This window comes from Bacillus sp. P4_D3 (assembly GCF_056401855.1).
In genome coordinates, this window is the sequence record NZ_JBFUIN010000018.1 from 1 (window position 1) to 19,130 (window position 19,130).

Consider the following 19,130-nt stretch of genomic DNA (forward strand, 5'->3'; position numbering starts at 1 on the left):
AAGATGCTCAAGTTTTTATTTTATTTAGCTTTTTATTATTAGTATTTAAGTCTTTAAAACCAACAAATTAGTGAAACTTAGATGAAATGAAAAAGATAGCTTATTCAGTTAAAGCTGTCTTTTTTTTGTGGTATTTGAAAGTAAACTTCTAATAAAAAGTTTACTTTCGAATAATAGATAAAAATAATTTATTATTCATATCATTATTAAACATAAATACCCAATAAAGATATTTAATTACAAATTTATTTATTTGATTTAATTATATTTAGAAAATAGAATGGAAAGGTCTTGGTAATATGTTGGGTATTGATGTTATAAAAACAACAGAGGAATTAATTATTAAATGGCAATTAGCAAAAGTTAGTATTCCATTAAATGAAATTATTGAAGTTACTGAAGATGATACTTATGCTGGTGTTGAAAAAGTAGATGCAATTCGAATTGGGACACCTTATGCTACAACTGATCGGATCTTAATTAAAACTAGAAAAGAAGATTATGTACTATTTACTACTAATAAGATTTCAATTTTAAATAAAATAAATGCTTAATTATTTTATTGATCTTGTATAGATTTTTTAGATTAAAAGACGACTAATGTAAAGTCGTCTTTTGTTTTTCTTATAATAAAATGAAAGTAAACTAATATTCAAAAGTTTACATTTGAACTTATAATTGAAATCTAACATACAATGCCATGAACATTTAAAATATAGTCTTAGTCGGAGCAATAAGAAAAACCACAGCGATCGTTGTAGCTTTGTAAAATAGATTGATCATTATAACAAAGTTTGATAATTAATAATAAAGGTTGATAAAATTGTTAATTCAAATAAGACTTGTATTTGAATAAGGGAGCTATTTTTAATTATTCGTAATCTAACATAATCAAATTTTATTTTAAAGTAACAATAAAACAAAAATATTGACCGTACGGTACAAAAAAGAGTATTCTACTAATGTTATCTTTAAAATGAGAGGAGAATAAGGTTGAGTAATCGTGGCAGACCCAGAGAGTTTAATTATTCCTCAATTGTAGATGTTGCAATGAAAACATTCTGGATAAGAGGATATGAGGGGTGTTCTACACAAGATTTATGCAGTGATACAGGACTTGGAAAAGGAAGTTTATACAATACTTTCGGTAGTAAACATGAACTGTATAAACAAGTATTAGAACGCTACCATGAAATTGGGATTAGGGAACAAAAGAAATTGTTAGATACGCCAATTCCAGTTAAAGAACGATTAAGTAATTTTTTTGAATGGGCATTGAAAGAAGACTTTGAGAACATTGATCAAAAAGGATGTTTATTGATTAATGCCAGTGTAGAACGTGCTAAAAACGATTTAATGGTACAAGAAATTTTCTCAAAGCATGTTGAGCTTCTTAAACAAGCTATTGAAACAGTGATGGAGGAAGGATTGCAAACAGGTGAAATTTCAAAGAAGCAATCAGCTGAGGAATTAGCTAGTCTGCTTTTAAGCAGTTATTACGGATTCCGTGTTCTTAATGTATCGATGCAAAATCGGATGTTAGCTGAACAGGTTATCAAAGGAACAATGGAGTCTATTTTTGGCGCTTAGTGCGCTCTTTTTTCGCACTATTTTTGTACCAATCATTACAATAATGGATAAGGAGTGTTTTTATGCCATCGATTATTTATTTATTAGCTTTAGCAATCTTTTGTATGACTACATCAGAATTTATGGTTGCAGGTATGATGAACGAACTTGCTCTTGCATTCCAGGTTTCTGTATCATCTATTGGGTATTTAATTTCAACTTATGCAGGAGCAATGGTAATAGGAGGCCCCATTTTAACTTCAATCCTCTTACGAATACGCAGCAAACAAGCATTATTGTTTTTAATGTTTGTATTTTTAATTGGTCAATCGCTCGGAGCTATTGCTTGGAACTATGATATTATGATGATTTCACGTATTATAACTGGTATTGCTTCAGCTTCAGCTTTTGGAGTTGCGATTTCCTTTTCTGCAACATTGGTTCACTCTGATTCAAGGGGAAAAGCTGCATCAATTGTACTTGCAGGTTTAATGTTCGCAACTGTATTAGGTTTACCTATAACAACCGTTATTTCGCAATATTTTGGCTGGCGTATTAGCTTTGGGGCTGTTTCTGTTCTTGTGCTAGTATCAGGGATTATGATTCAATGGTTGTTACCATCATCTTCAAATAAAGAGCAATTAAATTGGAAAGACGAACTTCTGCGATTTAAGAATATTCATCTTTGGGCAGCGTACGTAACAAGTATGTTCATTATTGGTGGTACGTTTGCAGCATTTAGTTATTTCACTCCTATCTTTACAAATGTCACAGGCTTTTCAAGTGCAAGTATTCCATATTTACTTGCTCTCTATGGTAGCGCGACGGTAGTTGGGAATATAGTGATTGGCAAGTTTGCTGATAAATATACAATGAAAATACTGGTGAGCGGATTGATTATATTAATAGTAGCATTGTCTTTATTTGCTTTAGGTGCAGAGAATAAATACATTGCGGTTATTTCTACGATTTTTATTGGTTTAACTGGTGTAGCATTGAATCCGGCTATGGTTGCGAGAGTAATGAAAACAGCTAGTAATGGAACAATGATAAATACCGTTCATAGTTCTTTTATTACGCTGGGTATTGTTATTGGTTCGTCACTAGGTGGTCTTGGAATCAATAAAGGATATGGTTTTGTATCTCCGCTATGGATTGGAGCTTGTTTAGCTATCCTTGGGGTAATTTCATTATTACCATATTCACATAAGAGAAAGACAGATTAAGTGGTTTAAAGTTTCTTTACATCTTTATTCCTTTTTCGCTAAATTTAATTTTTGATTATGCATAGTTTTTGCTAGGTATCTAGTCGACAATCCGGTAGCTATATTATCCTTTGGGGTATCGCCACATCGCCATCAACTTAAGAAATTCTTTGTTCTCCAAAACGAAAAAAATGAGATAAACTCTTATAATTAACTAACTGTAGAGAAGTGAATTTTTTTGTTTAAAGGTACTTCAAAATCTTAACTTGATGAGCATGGGTGCTCCCCCTATATTAAGGTTACAAAAGGTTACAGATGAAACTCAGCGATTTACTTTTCAAAAGCTTGGTGTTTTAATGTGAGTGTAAGGTCCCCTTATCCTTTGAAGTGCTTACATGAAATGACGTAGAATATATATTCTGCGTCATTTTTCAGTTTGATTAATAGGGATCACTATATCATTCTGGGAAAATTGTACGCTAAGGACTATAAATTCTTACTATAACAGCGTTCTTAGAGAAGGATTATATGTTCAGAAAGATTAAAACAGCCGATCAACTGAACATTGAATTATTTACACGCTTTATGAACATGATTATAGCTAGAAAAGGTTGAAATTATTGAGTTTTTATCCTCTGTTTATAAACATAAGATTTTCTGAACAAATGTCTCTTAGCGTACAGCAAAAAAGTAATTTGTGTCTAAACGTACAAAAGATTACCGGCAAGGTAGTTTAATGGATACGATTTCTCATGTAGAAAAGATAGGTCTTCCTTACATTGGTTGCAGGGATTCGAATATTATAATAAGGTTCCTGTTGCATATTCTCTAGGGAATTTCTTGTTTCCTGATTATGTGAAAAATCATAGTGCAGAAACAGGAGTGTTAACAATGAAATTTAAAGGGGAAAATGAACAAATGTCATTTAATCCGTACATCATTCGTAATAATCAAATCACTCCTACCCAAGGACAGGAGAAACAAAATATGCTACAGTATTTACAATCTACTTCAAATGATGTCCAAGTTGAGCAGGATGGAAAGATTATAAACATGAGGTAAGTAACTAATATCGAGCTGTAAAGTAATAATAAAGTTATTTAATTCAAAAAAATAAAATACTTTAACCCCGTTTTAAATTTAGAACGGGGTTAAAGTATAGTTGTTTAACTTTTGATGTAAGATACTTCACTGTATGGACCAGTACCAGCGTTGCTATAATCAGTTTCCTTTGCGTTAAGGATCAGGTTATTTATTTTATCATTTTGTTAATTTATACGAAGGATATTTTTCTTACAGTGAATACGAGAATTTATATTAACTTAGGATGGAGGAACCTTGACATATATGAAAAATGATTCTTTTAGAGTTACCTTCGATAGTTTGGATGAATTTGMTGATATAGTTAGTGAGATTTTGCAATGCCCGATTACTATTGAGGATGTAAATCATCGCCTTCTCGCATATAGTACCCATGATGAAAGGACAGACCCAGCGAGAATTGGTACTATTATGGGGCGTCGCGTACCTGAAAAAGTAATTAATAACCTGTGGAAAGAGGGAATTATTCCCGGTTTATTAAAAAATCGGAATCCTATTCGTGTGAAAAAAATAGATGATATTGGTCTCGGTGATAGAGTCGCGATATCTATTTGGAACAAAGAAGACGTTTTAGGATTCATTTGGGCTTTAGAAATTGAAAAATCTTTAACTGAGCAAGATTGTCTCTTGCTAAAAAAATACGCAGAGGTCGTAAAAAGTAAGCTGTTGCAACTTCAAGCCCGAAAAAACCAAAAAGAAGAACGATCGCAAGAGTTTTTTTGGAAATTGCTAACTAATCATATGCAGGTAAACGCAGAAGTTATGGAGAATTTCTATCAGCTCCAAATAACTCCAGCATCCTTATTTACTGTCTCTGTATTCCATTTTGAACAAGGAATTACGAATGAAAAAGAAAAACAAATTTCTTATTTGTTAAAAACAAGTCAACACTTGAAAGTTTTACTTTATACAATTGATCGTAATCAATTGATTCTTCTTACTTCATTGGATAATGTGAAGCGCCCTTTTCATGAAATCAACAATTTCATCAAAACGTTTGTACACAATATGGAAAAGCGATATGGCATCAAATCTATCAAGCCGGCATTTAGCAGCGTATATAGTGATTACCAAAAAATCAGTAAAGCTTACAAAGAAACGCTAACGGTTTTATCCATAAAAGAAAAATTCCCTTCTGACACAACTAATATTCACAGCTACCAAAACTTAGGGATTTATCAATTGATCGATCTTCTACTTGAGCAAAGAAAAGATGAAGAGTATGAAAATCAGGCGTTGCAAAAGCTAGATGAATATGACCATAAGCATAATTGCAATCTTATTGAAACGTTGGAAGTCTACTTAAATAAAGATAGCAATGTTGGCGAGGTAGCCAAGGCATTGAATATTCATGCTAATACACTTAGCTATAGACTTAAGCGTATTTATGAAATTAGTGAGATTGATTTGAAAGATCCAAATCAAAAAATGATTCTGTACTTGGATCTCAAGTTGAAAAAATTTATGTAACAGCATCCTTTTGTGGATTTCCACAAAAGGATGCTGTTTTTTTCTTTTTTCTCAACAATGAAAAGACATTTTCAATACTCTATACTTTAAATATGGTAGCTCAAAGATTAAGTAACGGGAGGGAATTTTATGATTATTGGTGTACCAAAGGAAATAAAAAATAATGAAAATCGTGTCGCACTCACGCCTGCAGGAGTTATTTCATTTGTGACAGCTGGCCATAAGGTATTAGTTGAAACAAATGCAGGTGTTGGTAGTGGATTTAGAAATGTAGACTATGTATATGCTGGTGCTGAAATTGTTGAAAGTGCTGCAGAAGTATGGAATCAGTCAGAAATGATTATGAAAGTAAAAGAGCCTCTCGAAAGTGAATATATTCACTTTCGTCCAAACTTAATTTTATTCACATACTTACATTTAGCTGCCGAATCTAATTTAGCTCAGGCCCTTAAAGATAAAAGAGTTACCGCCATCGCATACGAAACAGTAGAAGTAAACCATACCCGCCCTCTTCTTACACCAATGAGTGAGGTAGCTGGACGCATGTCTGTACAAATAGGAGCACAATTTCTACAAAAGTCAAACGGTGGTCAAGGTATTCTTCTTGCAGGAGTACCTGGTGTGAATCGTGGTAAAATTGCCATCATCGGTGGAGGTATCGTCGGTACAAACGCTGCGAAAATGGCCATTGGTCTTGGTGCCGACGTAACAATCATTGATTTAAATGCAGACCGTCTGCGACAACTAGATGACATTTTCGGTACTCAAATTAAGACATTGATGTCTAATCCGTTCAATATCGCGGAAGCAGTAAAACAAGCAGATCTTTTAATTAGTGCCGTATTGATTCCTGGTGCTAAAGCTCCTAAGCTTGTCACCGAAGAAATGGTACAAAGAATGAAGCCTGGCTCCGTAATCGTGGATGTAGCGATCGACCAAGGTGGAGCTGTGGAAACATGTGACCATGTAACAACACATGATAATCCGATATTTGAAAAATATGAAGTGCTTCATTATTCCGTTGCGAACATGCCAGGAGCAGTTCCTAGAACATCCACTATTGCTTTAACAAATGTAACAATTCCTTACGCACTACAAATTGCTAACAAGGGTGTACAAACAGCAATATTTGAAAACGATGCTTTAAAACTTGGAGTAAACACGTTGAACGGTGAAATTACATGTGAAGTGGTTGCAAAGGAACTTGGCTACAAGTATGTTGCCATAGAAGAAGCATTTGCAAAAAGAATTGTAAGTAATTAAAGTTTTTGGATAAAACTCTAATTAAGGATAAAGTTTGTGTGTTTTTTCATATATTAAAGCGATGGACAAAGAAATAAGAATGTTATCGCATATTATTGGCTAACATTTTATTGGATAACATCTATTGTAATTATTTATAGCTTGGGAAACATATAAAGGAATAAACAGACGTTATGACAGTTGTTAACATAGGGTTGAAATTATAAAGAGTTTCATATAAATAGAGACAGACAATAGGATTGTGACTCGTTTTGGATAAAGCGATGAAACTATGAAATGCAGGCATTACTCGTTCAAAGCAATTTCTTCATCCATAGCTGCATATTTTAAGAAGCTATGGATGAAGAAATTGCACTACCATATTCTTTCAAGAAGATTGGATGAACTGTTTATCCAGTCTTCTTGAATTACCAAAAAACTTCAATTAAAAAACCTAACTGGAATCGATATCACATCTGTTAAAAGAAACATATTATTAGTTTTAATACAAAAGATGTGACAAACAGCAATCATTATAATAGATCCAGGAATTAAAAAAGAGCAGTTGATATTTGTGAACCAGCTTATTTATCAAATTAATAGTTACTCGTCAAGAACAGAAGTTAAATGGGCTATTGTGAAGAATGGGTACATTGTAATCTTCCCAATATTTGTTGTTGGGGTTGTAATAAAATAAACGAAAACCTTATAAAAACATTAAAATATAAGGATTTAAGAGGGAAGGACTTCTATCATGAGAAATATCACCAATATAAAGCGCATAGTAATTACCATTGTTGCAATTGCAATTGGCTACTTTGTGTTTCAATCTATTACTTCATCAGCTACAGCTGTAGCTAAGCAAGAAAACCCGGTGCAGCTAGTAAGCACTCAACCCGAAACTGAAATAAAGAAAGCTGTACCTGTTCGCCTTAATGGTCAAGAGAGAAAAGTGGCTTATCTTACTTTTGATGACGGTCCAGGAAAGTATACGGCACAGTTACTAGACATATTAAAGGAAAATGATGCAAAAGCAACATTTTTTCTAATTGGTCAAAATGTGAAATCTTATCCTGATTTAGTAAAACGAGAAGAAGCGGAAGGGCATTATGTTGGAATGCATAGTATGACGCACGATTATAAGAAACTGTATACTCAAGGTGGCTATGTAGATGAAATGAAAGAGGATCAAGGTCTAATTGCTAGTATTCTTGGACATGCTCCAAAATTAACACGTTCACCATATGGCTCCATGCCAGGATTACACGAAGAACTTCGTAATAAAGTTGTAGAAGATGGTCTTAGAGTATGGGATTGGACAATTGATTCATTAGATTGGGAATATAATAATATACCAATTGATACTGCGAAAGCGAAAATTGTTCAAAATGTACTGGCTGGTGCGACAGATCCAAAAGAAGTTATTTTGATGCACGACATTCATCCGCAGTCCGTTGCTGCAGTACCTGCTATTATTAAAGGTTTAAAAGAAAAAGGGTATGAATTTGAAGCATATCATGAAGATGATCATTTCCCATTGAACTTTATGCATGATAAACGTATGTAACATAGGAGGAATTGACATTGACTTATAGAAAAGTAGCGTTAATTGGAATTTTATCAATTGGATTTCTTGGAGGATGTCTGGGAGCACAACCAGAGGAAGAGTTATATGTTGCTTTTGAGAACGCAGCAAATCAAGAAAAAACTTTATTTGATAATGTAAACAAATTAGAGCAGTTAGAAACAAAAGGACAGGAATTGTACGATCAAATTGTACAGGAAGGAAAAGAGCATAACGAGGCAGTAATACCAAAAATAGAACAGGCTATTACAAATGTAGTAGAACGTGAAAAAGTGTTGAAAAATGAAAAAGATGTACTAGAAAAAGCCCAAAAGGAAACAACATCGGTTCATAATTATATAGATAAAATCGAGGACAAAAAATTACAAAAGCAAGCGAAAAAAGTAGAAGAAGTTTACAAAAATCGTTATGAAGTTTTTCAAAAAATGGATAAAATCTACAAAGAATCATTAATAACTGAAAAAGAACTTTATGAAAAGTTAAAAGATAAAGAAATAAATCTAAAAGAGATTAGTGAGAAAGTTAAAGCTGTTAATACATTGAATAAAGAAACACTAGAAGAAAAAGCAAAGTTCAATCATTATACTAAAGATTATAATGAAGGAAAACTAAGATTCTATAAAGACGCGAAGATTAAAATAAAAGAGCAAAAGCAAGAAAATTAATGATCAACTTTAGTATCTTAAAAGGTTCTGGTGCAAATATATATTAAGGGAATTGTTGAACTACGTGACAGCACGGTAAGTGTTGTGAATAAAGAAGAGATGGGAACAGTGATTTTGATAAAATTTCCATTGTAGCAACATACATACACTTGTATATAACAATGATGATGGGGTGAATAAAATGAAACAAACAAAATTAAATATAACGTTATCCCTCATACAATTATTTACTTTAGTAATCAACCTATGTATGTGTTCCTCAACCATGCGATTTTTACCTTGGGTTGTTAAAGGTGCTGTTAGATGTTATGAAATCTTTTTCACTGCTCCTTTATTATTAATTATTGGCACCGTTATGACATACCATAATACAAGAAAAAGGCATTCTATCTTACCAATGAGACAAAGCATTTCTTTTATTACGATTATTTTTCTTGTATCCACTTTCTTATTACCTTCCACTGACGAAATTGTTATAACATCTCTTATATTTAATTTGGGAATGGTTGTCATTACGATTGTATTTTTGTTAAAAGATATTTCCCAACTTAATAAGAAGAGAAAATATAGGATCAAAAAAATACGGATTAGAAGATAAATACATGATAAAATCGAATAATTCAAATTTGGTTATAATGCAAATTCAATTAACTAGGAATTTTCGATTGTGACGGAATATTAATGGTTACTGTAAGTGATACAACTGTATGTGTTTATTATATTGTCAGCGTAGAGAAAAAATAAGAATATACAGGTTTTACAAGAGGAACAGTTACGCCAAGCTGTCTAGTAGACAATACATTTGGAGGATTTTATATGTTAGAAAGTTTATTGTTTTTCTTTGCCATTGGAATTGCATGTGAACTTGCAGCGATTAATCAAAATGGTCATAAGCAGATAAAACAACAAGCTGAAATGATACAGCTTTTAAAAGAATTGCATGAAAGAAAAATATAATGAAAAGACGACCGGGCATTGAAGTGCCCCCAAAAAATTAGACACATTAATTCATTCATAAGTGGACTTGTCAACATTTCAGATGAAACAAATCCATTTATGAATGAATTTTTGTTAGAGAGTCAAGATGTGAATGGTGATGGAATAATTGAGTTTCTCATTTCTGTTCATCCGAACGGATGGAAAGAACATCCATATGCTGAAAACCTATTGTTTGAACAATATGTACAGTGGAAGGGAAATGCTGAATTTCAGCCTAAAGAAGAGAGATATGTAAATATAGAGCAAGGATATTTTATTACAATTCCTAAAAAGCTAGTTGGAGAAATTACAATTCAAGCGGATTCCAAGAATACTCAGCATTTTCTTTATACTGATACAGACGAAAAGTGGCTTGAAGTTCACACCTTTGATGCAAAGGTATGGCCAAAGGCGAAAAATTATGAAGCAGCAGTCAAACAAATTTACATGTGGTATGCAGTGCCAAAACAATTAAAATACCAAAAGCCCAAATCCTATATTAAGCCTATAGCTGAATATCATCATGAGTAGAGGAGAAGCGATGTATGACGACTATTTTAGTATTAGAAGATGAAATAACGATTCGTAATTTTATTGTATTAAATATAAAGCATGCTGGTTTCAATGTGTTAGCAGCAGCTACTGGAGTAACAGCTCTCGAACTTTTAGATAAACACAATGTTGATCTTATATTAATTGATGTGATGTTACCTGAAATAGACGGTTTTCAGGTATGTAAAAGTATACGAGAAAACAATAAAAAAATCGGTATTATTATGTTAACGGAATGTGTTCAAGATAGGGATAAGGTACAAGCTTTAATAATTGGAGCAGATGATTATATGGAAAAATCAACTGCTCCAATCGTATTAACAGCACGTGTACAATCATTACTAAGAAGAGTAAAAGGAAGCAAAGAAAATATAAAATCGATTCATTCGGAACCATTTCGATTAAATCTTCAGCAAGAAAAATTATATAGGGAGGGGGCGGCAATTGATTTAACTCCAACAGAGTTTATTATTTTACGGTATTTAATGAAAAATAAGGGCAAGCCAATTTCACGTTATGAACTTTTAAATGAAATATGGGGTGTGAATTATGTACTTGAAACCAAAGTAATAAATGTGAATATAAGGCGTTTACGTGAAAAAATAGAACCTAATCCATCTGGACCTCAGTTTCTCCAAACAGTATGGGGAAAAGGGTATGTGTGGACAGGAGGCGTAAGATAAAGTGTAAGATTAGCTTGTATTTTATGACTGTTATAGTTCTTATGCTTATTTTATTTGAAGTAGTTTTTTCAATGTTTATTTATGGTTCTGATGCAAAGATAAAATAAGCATTACACTCTTCTATAGTATGTAAGTCTTTTAAGTCGAAGTATCCTAAATCACGTATACATACATCGTTCGGTTGAAGAGACGTTAAATAAGTAGCAGCATAAGTTTTATCATTGTGCTTTCCTGATCCTACATGAACATGTAGGAACTGACCACTTAGTAAATCATACTCTAGTTGAATTTTCACCCCAGCATTTTGACCACTACCACCTGAACCTTGATATGTAGAAGTGAATTTATCCGGAATCTGAAAATGTGTAGAATCAAATACACGAATACGTCAGAAATAGTTTGTATACAAAGTTGAAATCTTGCTAGAAGAACAAAATTGTTGATGAAGTAAATGTGCTAAGAGTTGTTGTAAAAACTGAACAGTCTGAGAATTAAAACGTTGATTGAGTCCTTCTGGACTCATAGAAATGCCTGTGTTAGCTTCTAATCGACTACATAATTGTGTCAATGAAGTATGAGCTATGTTTTGGCTWAACCAAATACATAGAGCCACTAAATCTTGTGCACGGTATTTACTTTTTCGTTTCACAAATCCTACATTTCTAGCTAATTGCTCTAAAGCATCAGGTGACATATATCGTTGCAACTCTTTAGAAAACAATTCTAATTCATCAAAAATCGATAAGTTCATATCAAACACGCCATCCTTTCCTATGATTCTACAGAAAGAATAGCGTATTTTTTTATTTTAGGGGAATTTTGTTTTGTTAGCTTGATAGCGATGTGTTGTGACCCCTAATATGTAAAATTGCATAGAATTACTAGTCCAGATTAGCATATAATGTAATAGAACTGCTCAGATTTTTTCTTTAATCGTTAGATTCGAACCTAACGTCCTATCAAATTTACAAAATGTGTAAACCTAAAAACTGTGGAAAGGCATCCGGAAGGATGCCTTTTTCTTTGGTTCTGGTGCAAAAGCTTTGAAGTATATGAAAATGGTCTATCAAACTTGGACATACTTTTCTCTAGGTAATAACTTTATATGTATCACAAAAAACACGCTTATTTTTCACAAATTTCACACAAATACTTGGTATTCTCTTCTATAGTAATAACTAATAGCTTTGAGAGAAGGGAACTGTATATGAAAAAAATTTGTTTTTCTCTTCTTTTATTTTTAGTATTATGTTTCCCGAAAATTAGTAGTTATGCTGAGTCTACAATACAATCAAAAATTGACTCGGCTTCTCCACATGAAACCATTAAATTAGAAAGTGGGACTTATAACGAAACTATAGAAATATCAAAGCCGATTACATTAAAAGGGGGCAAGAATACAAAGATTATTTCCTGTGGTAAAGCTCCTATTATTACGATAAAAGGGGAAGGTATTACCCTTAAAGATTTGAAAATTGAACAATGTAATGAAAATAAAGATCAGTCAGCGATATTTGTATTGGGAGAAAAACATCATTTGAGTGGATTGGAAGTTCGCACGTCAAACATGGGGATTAAGTTAGAAGCTGCCAAAAATATAAAGATTGAGAACAGTATAATCACGGGAAAAGGAAGTGCCAATGGAATTGATTTATGGAAATCCAATCGCAATCTTATTGAGAACATCAAAATACAAAATGTCCGTGATGGTATTTATTTAGAACAAAGCGACAAGAATACAATAAAAGATAATACAATCTGGCAGTCTCGTTATGGCATTCATCTTATGTATTCTGATAAAACGGTTGTTGAAAATAATATATCAGAAGAAAATACAACGGGTGCTATGATTATGGGGACAAAGGAAACATCTGTAGTAGGAAATCACTTTATTGACAATAAAAGTAATGTTCATGCACAAGGCTTATTACTATATGATGCGACAAAAACAAAAGTTTTAAAAAATGAAATTGCTAATAATAGAGTAGGGGTTTATGTAGAAAAGGCAAATCACAACACTATTATGGGTAACTCAATTTCTAATAATTTTATAGGTTTACAATTTAAAGATGCCAGTGCAAATGAATTTACTCAAAATGTAATGATGGGAAATGTTAATGAATCGCAAGCTACACAAAGTAGGGAAAACAATATCTATAAAAATTATTGGGACGCTTCTTTAAAAGTAGATACAGACGGTTCAGGTACTAGTAATATTCCATACAAAGCAGATGCCTATTTTCTCCTATTAACACAAGATATTCCAGAATATCAGTTGTTCTTTCAATCACCAGGGATGCGTATTTTACAAAGTTTCATAAAAATTCCAGATCAATCTTTATTGCTAGACAAAGAGCCTAGTATGAGTCCCATAATTGTTCCGCAAAAAAGTAAGGGAATGGGATTTCAGCCAAACATTTTTGGTGTGAGTGTAAGCATGTTACTAATGGGAAGTATATTGTTCTTTTTAGGGAGGAAAAATTGATGAGAGTAAAGTATTTGTTATTTTCTATTTGTTTATGTTTTGTATTTGCCGTAGTAGGGTGTGGCAAGAAAGAAACTAAGCCAGTTGCTATTAATGAAAAAAATGATAAGTGTGATGTTTGTAATATGGCAGTAATGGATAATCAATTTGCAACTGAGGTTATTTTAGAAAATGGAAAAGCTTTAAAATTTGATGATATTGGTTGTATGTATAAATGGATGGATGAACATAAAAATGAAAAAACACAAGAGAATTTTGTAAGAGATTACAATACAAAAGATTGGGTTGCAGTGGATAAAGCTACATATGTATTTGACAAATCAATTAAGACGCCAATGGCTTATAATGTAATTTCTTTTAAAGAGAAGAAAGACGCAGATAGCTTTATAGAAAAGCATACTGGGAAAATCCTTTCTTATAAAGAACTAGCAGACCATAAATGGGAAATGAATAAAGATATGATGGGAAAAGACAAGAAAGATCATGGTAGTGGACATTCTCATTAAGAAGAGACTATTACTATGAACAAAATAGTTCGAAAAAGACAACCAACTATGGTTGTCTTTTTCGATAGAGAGGTGAGTAGGCATGTGGAATATATTATATTCAGAATGGCGTAGCGCAGTAAGAGGTAAATTTGCATACACGTTTTTGTTTCTTTGGATAACTATGTTTTCTTTAATATTTGTTATGGAAAGAAATACTCAGGCGTTAGCAGGGTATACAAATGTAACTGGGACAATGGTAAACCTTATTTTATTTATCGTGCCATTACTTATGTTAATTATAGGGGCATTTTCTATTGCAGGTGAGGTAGAAAATGGAAAATGGAGACTTTTATGTACGTATCCTTTAAAGAGCACTTCATATGTAATAGGTAAAACAATTGGGCAATTTATAGCGCAAACAGCTATTTTTTCAATGAGTTTTAGTGTAAGTATAATAATCGGATTATTAAGCGGTAGTAATTTTGATATGTTTTGGGTAATAGCAACGTATATCTTCTCTGTTTTACTAATCTTTTTATTTTTATTACTGGGAATAACAATCGGTTCTTTTTCTATAACAAGGTGGCAAGCTTTAGCGATAAGTATTGTAGTTTGGTTCCTTCTTATTATGATGTGGCCAACGGCTTTGATTAGTGTCCTTAATTTTGTTCCATATACAATGATTGCACCACTAATAAAAATGTTATTGTTTTGTAACCCAGCTGAATTCCTTCGAATTATATTTGTAATTCAATTAGGTGGTGGAGCCATATTTGGACAAGTATATGATCAACTGGTAATATTTTTTCAAAGTAAAGCTGTTATTTGGGTTCTATTAATATACTGTATTACCTATACAACCGTGTTCTTGTTTGTGGCGAGCTGGCAAATGGAGAGGAGAAGAAAAAAATGACAGTATTAAATCTTAACCAAGTATGTAAACGATATAAAAAGAAAATAGCATTATCTCCAATTTCATTTCAAAGTAAAGAAGGAGAGTGTATCGTATTATGTGGTGGGAATGGAGCGGGGAAAAGTACGCTCCTTGATATAATAGCTGGAATTACAACTCCTACAACTGGTAGCGTTCAATTAGGTAATATAGAATTACAGAAAGATAGAAAACAGTATGTGAGTGAAATAGGTTATATGCCAGATGATTTTCATGCACAGCAAGATATGACAGTTCAAGAATTTTTATTGTTTTATGCCGCCTTTCGAAATATAGGAAAAGAAAAAGTACTAGCCATTATTAAAACAATAGGATTAAATGAGAAACAAAATGAACGCTTGCATAGATTATCTAAAGGGATGAGACAGAGACTTTTATTTGGGCAGGCGTGTCTTGGAAACCCTAAAATTTTGATACTAGACGAACCGACAAATGGGCTAGATCCGTATTGGGTAGATGAGTTTTTAACAATATTAAAGACATTAAAAAGAAATGGTACAATGATTATTTTTTCCACTCATATGATGGATGTAGCTGCTGAAATTGGTGATCGGATACTCTTTATGAAAGAAGGAAAAGTCATACAGGAAATAAAAAATGATGGAGATTTAGAAAATTTAACAATATCTTTACTACAAATGCATAGAAGATGAATAAATTAGGAAACAGCTACTTTAAGAATAGTAGCTGTYTTGTTTTTTATGCTATTACTGCATATATATCTAGGGGATTTTTTACGTTTAATTTTGTTTTTAATTGCAACTGAAAAAAGTATTCAAATTTTGTAGGTACTTTCTTGTCTCGATAAAGAGACGAAAAAGTCTAAACTTTTTAAAAGTAAGTTGGGAACTTTGTGTCCTAAAATAGGGATAACGCCACACATAATCTGTACCCTTTGTAAAGGATATTTTGAAAAAAAGTTATTTCGTCTTCTTTCCATTCATTTCTTAAAAGCATGGTTAGTTCAGTCATATCTCGTCCTATGTACATACTTTCATCTCCATAATATGTAGTTTGAATGAATATTGAAATAATGTGCGGAAGTTTAAAAATAAAATTAAGGATAACTTTTAAATGGATTGGTTACATTATTGRTTGTGGAGGTGAGAAAGATGAACAAAAAACAACAAGGTTACAATAAGGCTACTTCTGGTGCTAGCATCCAAAGCACAAATGCTAGCTATGGTACAGAATTCGCAACTGAAACAAATGTACAAGCAGTAAAACAAGCGAATGCACAAGCAGAGGCAAAGAAAGCACAAGCTTCAGGTGCACAAAGTGCAAATGCTAGTTATGGTACAGAATTTGCAACTGAAWCGGATGTGCATGCAGTGAAAAAACAAAATGCRCAAKCAGCTGCAAAAAAATCACAATCTTYTAGCTCTAATCAATAATGAAGGAAAAACACTTCTCTATCTTAAGAGAAGTGTTTTCTCAGGCTGTGRAGAAAGTCTTCTCCACAGCCTATTTTTGTGTCTGAATCTCTTTTTATGTGTCAACACTAATAATAAAAGAGGAAAAGGAAAGATTTTTTATTTGGGTATGATGAGGATTTAAATAAAATTGACTTAGGTTTTGGATCAGATAACAAATTCGGTTCTGTTGCAAAGTTTCTCAAGAGATAAACAGAGGCATGAATATATGAGGAAATATTATGAGGCTACTAGTAATTGCTGTAATTCATGATATACCGAAAAGGCGGAGTCTGTTTGAAGACTTCGCCTTTGTTTGTATAGTGTATGAACGGTTTCGATTCCTTTTATCGTACGTGAAGCATAACGAATACTTTGAAATCCTGCGGATTTGGCAAAACAACGATTCACCTGTCGATGATCCTGTTCTATAAGATTGTTCAGGTATTTAATTGTACAATGCGTAGTGTGTTTACAGAGGCCTTTTTTCCGTAATTTCTTAAGCGCACAAAGTAATGCGGGCGCCTTATCTGTAGTGAGAACCGTTGGTTCTCCAAACATTTTCACTAGTCTTTTCATAAAAGCATAAGCGGCCGGATGATCTCGCTTTTTACGAAGTTGAATATCCAATGTGTGCCCTTCTATATCAATCGCACGATATAAATAACACCATTTCCCTTTGACTTTTATATAGGTTTCATCTAGTTTCCAAGACAAATGGGTGTTTTTCGTTTTCTTCTTCCAAATTTGATAAATCAAGTTCCCATACTCATGAACCCAACGCATAATGGTTGTGGGATGAACCGAAACACCACGTTCTTTCAGAATTTCAGAGACATCACGATAGCTTAAAGCAAAACGGCAATAGTAGCCGACGGCTACCAAAATAATATCTTTTTTGAACTGTTTTCCTTTTAAATATAGCATTTGTGGTTCTCCTCGTTCCTTTTTTCTAGAGTGTAGCTTCATTTAGAAAACTTTGCAACAGAACCTTTTGCTTGGTACTTACTGGTTCGTTGTACAAAACCAACATCTCTAGCAAGATCTCGTAAGAATTTTGGAGATAAGAAGTTTTGAATTTCTTGAGCAAATAGTTGTAATTCATCAGATACAGAAATAGACATACAAAAACGCCATCCTTTCCTATGATTGTACAGAAAGAATAGCCTATTTTTTTCATTTTAGGGGGTATTTTGTTTTGTTAGCTTGATAGCGATGTGTGGTGCTACCCCGATAAGAAGCAATAGTACCATTACTACGGCGTATTTATAATTCGGTTAGGTGAGATACACTAGAAGTACCGCAAGGATTCTTTATTTTTCGGTCCACTTGTAATAAACTTTTCAATTTTTGATAAAACGATGACTTTAAGGTAGTTAGTATTGGTTTGAATTGAAGTTTGATCAAAGTATTGCTGCAAGTATTGATTATATAAATAGAAGAAACCCACACACTTTGAAAAAGTTTAATCAAAATGTGTGGGTTTTAATTTTGGATTCCTTAATTTTTTATAAAAAAGATTGATCATTTTATGTGGCCTACTTAAATAAACTCAGCTGTTTGTTTAACTATATCCCTTCATGATTAGCATATAAATTTCACTTTTTAAAAGAAATATTTTGTTCAATCGCCTAACAGAACAAGATAAAAAGCCTAACTCATATTAGTAATTTTTCCTGTTCCTGTTGATAAATATAAAAATACTGCCTAGCACACTTAATGAAAGCACAAAATATAACAATAAATCAGGTAGAAATTCTGAAGGAACAATATCTATCGATTGAAAAATAATAATAGCAATGATACCTAAAGATAGGATGTTATACAACACATTATTTGTTTTATATTGGATTTCTCTCCCTCTTTCGTCTTTTGCTTCATCACTTGATTGGAATTTTATTACATACATCTGACTGATGAATATTAAAACTAAAAATAAAGATTTTAACCACAACATATGTCTCACTCCTCCTGATAATCGAACACGTCAGTTATTGACTTTTCAAATATATTTGCAATTTTAAAAGCAAGAATTAGAGAAGGATTATATTTATTTTTTTCAAGAGTAGCGATAGTTTGACGACTAATCCCCACTCTTTTTGCCAGTTCTTCTTGAGTCCAACCTTTTTCTGCTCGACAAACTACAATTTTATTATGTAACAATAGCAACACCTCTTGAAAAGATTGTAATTTATTTCTTACAATTAGTAAAGTATTTTTGACAAAATGTTTTTTGTAATTAAACATACACACAAAAAATATCCCTTTATACAAAGGGATAAAGCGGTGCAACTTTCTTTAAAACGGTACATCTTTTTTTTAAACAGTACGACTTTATTTCAAAGGTACAGTTAGATTTGAAATTTTCAAGAAATTCATGAAGACATTAGGTTTTTATTAGGGATAGTCAAAATTCTTAGCTTGATAGCGATGTGGTTCTACCCCGAAAAGAAGTTCCTTTTTTCTGAAAATGTATATAAATGCAAAATGTATTATTAATATCCGAATATGATTTTATATTTCATTAATTTATTCCTTTCCATCTACATTAATCATTTATTGCAACAGCTTTCACGTCTAAAATAAGATGTTTCAACAAAGGAAAGTATAGGTATCTTTATAATGATTTTCCAATATAATCAATGTGTTAATGAAAGGAACTCTGTGTTATTTTTGCTTTTCTACTAACTAATACAGCTTCAAACAATGGACACAATTGCTACATGCCAAGTGTAATTTATTA

At 32.4% G+C, this 19,130-nt stretch carries 19 protein-coding genes and 3 pseudogenes; 17 read left to right on the top strand and 5 right to left on the bottom strand.

The features are described 5' to 3' along the window. The first annotated feature begins 299 nt into the window (after positions 1 to 299). The 12 genes and pseudogenes from AC1DTM_RS05565 (at position 300) to AC1DTM_RS05620 (ending at position 11,050) form a co-directional block, all read left to right on the top strand. On the top strand, positions 300 to 554 hold the full coding sequence (locus AC1DTM_RS05565) for a SunI/YnzG family protein (RefSeq protein ID WP_016103654.1): 255 nt from the start codon (positions 300 to 302) through the stop codon (positions 552 to 554). Positions 555 to 993: 439 nt separating this feature from the next. Continuing rightward, positions 994 to 1,590, top strand: a complete 597-nt coding sequence (locus AC1DTM_RS05570; RefSeq protein WP_002114952.1) for a TetR/AcrR family transcriptional regulator — start codon at positions 994 to 996, stop codon at positions 1,588 to 1,590. A gap of 62 nt (positions 1,591 to 1,652) precedes the next feature. Further along, positions 1,653 to 2,795 (top strand): MFS transporter, encoded by a 1,143-nt coding sequence (locus AC1DTM_RS05575; protein ID WP_088099330.1) that lies wholly within the window; start codon positions 1,653 to 1,655, stop codon positions 2,793 to 2,795. 756 nt (positions 2,796 to 3,551) lie between these two features. Then, a pseudogene (locus tag AC1DTM_RS05580) lies at positions 3,552 to 3,836 on the top strand (hypothetical protein); the annotation flags it as partial. A gap of 285 nt (positions 3,837 to 4,121) precedes the next feature. Then, positions 4,122 to 5,345, top strand: a complete 1,224-nt coding sequence (locus AC1DTM_RS05585; RefSeq protein WP_477000078.1) for a PucR family transcriptional regulator — start codon at positions 4,122 to 4,124, stop codon at positions 5,343 to 5,345. 129 nt (positions 5,346 to 5,474) lie between these two features. Then, a complete protein-coding gene (gene ald / locus AC1DTM_RS05590; protein ID WP_016103658.1) occupies positions 5,475 to 6,608 on the top strand; it encodes an alanine dehydrogenase in 1,134 nt (377 codons plus the stop codon). 733 nt (positions 6,609 to 7,341) lie between these two features. Next, the gene (locus AC1DTM_RS05595) at positions 7,342 to 8,154 is read left to right on the top strand and encodes a peptidoglycan-N-acetylglucosamine deacetylase (RefSeq protein WP_088099332.1); all 813 of its coding nucleotides are present in this window, start codon (positions 7,342 to 7,344) and stop codon (positions 8,152 to 8,154) included. 17 nt (positions 8,155 to 8,171) lie between these two features. Beyond that, positions 8,172 to 8,837: a YkyA family protein gene (locus AC1DTM_RS05600; RefSeq protein WP_016103660.1), complete on the top strand. Its 666-nt coding sequence runs from the start codon at positions 8,172 to 8,174 to the stop codon at positions 8,835 to 8,837. Between the two features lie 181 nt (positions 8,838 to 9,018). Beyond that, on the top strand, positions 9,019 to 9,435 hold the full coding sequence (locus tag AC1DTM_RS05605) for a hypothetical protein (protein WP_033714594.1): 417 nt from the start codon (positions 9,019 to 9,021) through the stop codon (positions 9,433 to 9,435). Between the two features lie 218 nt (positions 9,436 to 9,653). After that, positions 9,654 to 9,794 carry a YrzO family protein gene (locus AC1DTM_RS05610; protein WP_016103661.1) on the top strand — a complete coding sequence of 47 codons (141 nt, stop codon included), beginning with the start codon at positions 9,654 to 9,656 and terminating at the stop codon, positions 9,792 to 9,794. An 18-nt stretch (positions 9,795 to 9,812) separates the two neighbouring features. Continuing rightward, positions 9,813 to 10,346 (top strand): hypothetical protein, encoded by a 534-nt coding sequence (locus AC1DTM_RS05615; RefSeq protein WP_016103662.1) that lies wholly within the window; start codon positions 9,813 to 9,815, stop codon positions 10,344 to 10,346. A gap of 14 nt (positions 10,347 to 10,360) precedes the next feature. Next, complete coding sequence (locus AC1DTM_RS05620; RefSeq protein ID WP_016103663.1) at positions 10,361 to 11,050, top strand: response regulator transcription factor; 690 nt, start codon at positions 10,361 to 10,363, stop codon at positions 11,048 to 11,050. A gap of 97 nt (positions 11,051 to 11,147) precedes the next feature. Here the strand turns inward: AC1DTM_RS05620 and AC1DTM_RS05625 are convergent. Next, a pseudogene (locus AC1DTM_RS05625) lies at positions 11,148 to 11,801 on the bottom strand (IS4 family transposase); the annotation flags it as partial. A gap of 456 nt (positions 11,802 to 12,257) precedes the next feature. Here AC1DTM_RS05625 and AC1DTM_RS05630 point away from each other — a divergent pair. From AC1DTM_RS05630 to AC1DTM_RS05650, 5 genes are all read left to right on the top strand, one after another. After that, positions 12,258 to 13,535 (top strand): right-handed parallel beta-helix repeat-containing protein, encoded by a 1,278-nt coding sequence (locus AC1DTM_RS05630; RefSeq protein WP_016103665.1) that lies wholly within the window; start codon positions 12,258 to 12,260, stop codon positions 13,533 to 13,535. Beyond that, positions 13,535 to 14,041: a nitrous oxide reductase accessory protein NosL gene (locus tag AC1DTM_RS05635; RefSeq protein WP_016103666.1), complete on the top strand. Its 507-nt coding sequence runs from the start codon at positions 13,535 to 13,537 to the stop codon at positions 14,039 to 14,041. Before AC1DTM_RS05630 ends, AC1DTM_RS05635 begins: the two co-directional genes overlap by 1 nt. A gap of 82 nt (positions 14,042 to 14,123) precedes the next feature. Beyond that, entirely contained in the window at positions 14,124 to 14,936 is an 813-nt protein-coding gene (locus AC1DTM_RS05640) for an ABC transporter permease (protein ID WP_016103667.1), read from the top strand. Further along, a complete protein-coding gene (locus tag AC1DTM_RS05645; protein WP_016103668.1) occupies positions 14,933 to 15,628 on the top strand; it encodes an ABC transporter ATP-binding protein in 696 nt (231 codons plus the stop codon). Before AC1DTM_RS05640 ends, AC1DTM_RS05645 begins: the two co-directional genes overlap by 4 nt. Before the next feature lie 459 nt (positions 15,629 to 16,087). Next, on the top strand, positions 16,088 to 16,369 hold the full coding sequence (locus AC1DTM_RS05650) for a gamma-type small acid-soluble spore protein (protein ID WP_477000079.1): 282 nt from the start codon (positions 16,088 to 16,090) through the stop codon (positions 16,367 to 16,369). A 258-nt stretch (positions 16,370 to 16,627) separates the two neighbouring features. Here AC1DTM_RS05650 and AC1DTM_RS05655 read toward each other — a convergent pair whose 3' ends face one another. From AC1DTM_RS05655 to AC1DTM_RS05670, 4 genes and pseudogenes are all read right to left on the bottom strand, one after another. Then, positions 16,628 to 17,314, bottom strand: coding sequence for an IS6 family transposase (locus tag AC1DTM_RS05655; protein WP_002161220.1), 687 nt, complete (start codon positions 17,312 to 17,314; stop codon positions 16,628 to 16,630). A gap of 53 nt (positions 17,315 to 17,367) precedes the next feature. After that, positions 17,368 to 17,511: pseudogene (locus AC1DTM_RS05660) on the bottom strand (IS4 family transposase); the annotation flags it as partial. Between the two features lie 539 nt (positions 17,512 to 18,050). After that, complete coding sequence (locus AC1DTM_RS05665; protein WP_016103670.1) at positions 18,051 to 18,344, bottom strand: hypothetical protein; 294 nt, start codon at positions 18,342 to 18,344, stop codon at positions 18,051 to 18,053. Positions 18,345 to 18,349: 5 nt separating this feature from the next. Further along, complete coding sequence (locus AC1DTM_RS05670) at positions 18,350 to 18,550, bottom strand: helix-turn-helix transcriptional regulator (protein ID WP_016103671.1); 201 nt, start codon at positions 18,548 to 18,550, stop codon at positions 18,350 to 18,352. Between the last annotated feature and the right edge of the window lie 580 nt (positions 18,551 to 19,130).